The organism is Nocardioides sp. CPCC 206348 (genome assembly GCF_048654705.1).
Classification (GTDB): domain Bacteria; phylum Actinomycetota; class Actinomycetes; order Propionibacteriales; family Nocardioidaceae; genus Nocardioides.
This window is the reverse complement of the sequence record NZ_JBMCZA010000198.1, coordinates 130,833-132,721: the sequence shown is the minus strand read 5'-3', so window position 1 is coordinate 132,721 and position 1,889 is coordinate 130,833. Positions and strand designations below refer to the sequence as shown.

At 69.2% G+C, this 1,889-nt stretch carries 3 protein-coding genes; 1 reads left to right on the top strand and 2 read right to left on the bottom strand.

Features of this window, described 5'->3' with window-relative positions; translation table 11 throughout:
* Together ACOADB_RS19100 and ACOADB_RS19095 are read right to left on the bottom strand one after the other, a co-directional pair.
* A partial coding sequence (locus tag ACOADB_RS19100; RefSeq protein WP_378602021.1) for a metal-dependent hydrolase occupies positions 1–707 on the bottom strand: 707 nt, incomplete at its 3' end.
* Positions 700–1,611, bottom strand: coding sequence for an alpha/beta fold hydrolase (locus tag ACOADB_RS19095; RefSeq protein WP_378602017.1), 912 nt, complete (start codon positions 1,609–1,611; stop codon positions 700–702). The genes ACOADB_RS19095 and ACOADB_RS19100, both read right to left, overlap by 8 nt.
* A gap of 83 nt (positions 1,612–1,694) precedes the next feature.
* Between ACOADB_RS19095 and ACOADB_RS19090 the strand changes: the two genes are divergently transcribed.
* The coding region (locus tag ACOADB_RS19090) for a TetR family transcriptional regulator (RefSeq protein ID WP_378602014.1) at positions 1,695–1,889 on the top strand (195 nt) is incomplete at its 3' end.

Here is a 1,889-nt window from a genome sequence, read left to right as displayed (position 1 = left end):
TGGTCGGGCAGGTCGGGGTCCTGCTTCACGAGGTCGTGTGCGACCCGGCCGAGCACCAGCAGGAAGCCGGCGTAGGCGATGCCGAGGGCGCCAGCGCGCTGGAGGTAGCCGACACCGAAGTACTCGGCCACCTCGTGCGCGACCATCCGGTGCTCGACCTCCTCGGCGCCGTGCCAGCGGAACAGGTCGAGGACGGCGGGGTCGGCGTCGTACTCCTCGAGAGGGGCGGTGAGCACCCAGTCACCGAGCAGTGCGGTGAGGTTCTCGATCCCGCCGATGAGGGCGAGCCGGGCGACCAGGTGCTTGTGCCGGGCGGCCGCCGTGGGCAGGTTCCGCGGCCCGAGCATCTGCTGGAAGATCCGCTCGGCGACGGCGACCATCGGCGCGGTGTCGATGCCCTGCGCGCGGAAGAGGTCGCCGAGGACGTCGTCGTGCGCCTGGGCATGCATGGCCTCCTGGCCGATGAAGCCGCGGACGGCCTCACGCAGGTCCGCGTCCTCGATCAGCGGGAGCGCCTCGTTGAACGTCTCGCAGAACCAGCGCTCGCCCTCGGGCAGCACGAAGTTGATCGCGCTGATGATGTGGGAGGCGAAGGCGTCGCCACGGATCCACTGCAACGGGGTACGGCTGACGTCGAAGGCGACGTTGCGTGCGTGCAGGGCGACCACGCCGGGGTCGGTCATCGTCACAGGGATCGTCCTAGGCATCGTTGCCTCCACGGTTGAGGACGTAGCTCGTGACCAGGTCGGCGACGAACTGGGGATCGCTGACGGGCAGCCAGTGCCCGCGGTCGAGGTCGACCCGCGTGAGGTCGACGGTCCAGTCGGCAGCGCCTTCGAACATCGACGGCGTCATCGCGATGTCCTTGGAGTTCACCACCAGCTGGAGGGGGACCTGGCTGCGCCGGGGCTGCGGGTGGAGCAGGCGCTCCAGCATGTTGGCGCGGTAGAGGCGGACCCCGGCGACCATGTCCTCAGCGAAGGTCGCGGCGGGCTCGGGCGCGGCAATCCCTTCCGTGGCCTTGAAGAGACGGGGCCAGACCCGGGGGCCGACAACGGGCAGCAAAGCCTCCGGAAGGCGCGGGGTCAGGAAGAAGTAGATGTACGACGACTTGGCCGCCTGTTGGGCGAGCGTGGCGAGGTTGCGCGGCGTCGGCCGCTTCGCGAGTCCACGCAACCAGGTCACGGCATGGTCGAGGCTCGGTCCCGAGATCGAGGTGAAGCTCGCGAACCACTCGGTGGCATCGGGCCGGCAGACGGCCTCCCACAGCTGGATCGATCCCCAGTCGTGGGCGACCAGGTGCACGGGGCGATCGCTCACGGCCTGGGCCACGGCGACCGCGTCATCCGCCAGCAGCTCGAGCGTGAACTTGTCCTTGGTGCCGGGCAGGGGAGAGGCGCCGTGGCCGCGGGTGTCGTAGGTGACGACGTGGAAGTTCTCGGCGAGCAGGGGTACGACGTCGTCCCAGACGGTGTGCGTGTCCGGCCAGCCGTGCACCAGCAGGACGGTCTCGGCCGATGGGTCGCCGTGCTCGAAAACGGCCAGGCGGGCGTCGCCGCTGACGACGTGGGTGGTGCGGGTTTCGTGGTGGGTCTGCCGAGTGGCGTCCATGACATCTCGCTTTCACAGTTCACGTGAACAGTAACCGTACTATGGGTCCCACGACCCGACGATGACAACGGAAACGGGACTTGATGAAGGTCACACGAGCAGCCCAGCGGCAGGCGACGCGACAGGCCATGCTCGAGTCCGCCGTCGACGTGGTCTCCTCCGAAGGGCTGGCGGCGGTGACCACCCGCCGGATCGCCGACGCGGTGCGGGTGTCGCAGAGCGCCGTGATGTACCACTTCCCGACGCGCCTGGACCTGCACTCCGCTGCAGTCCGGCAC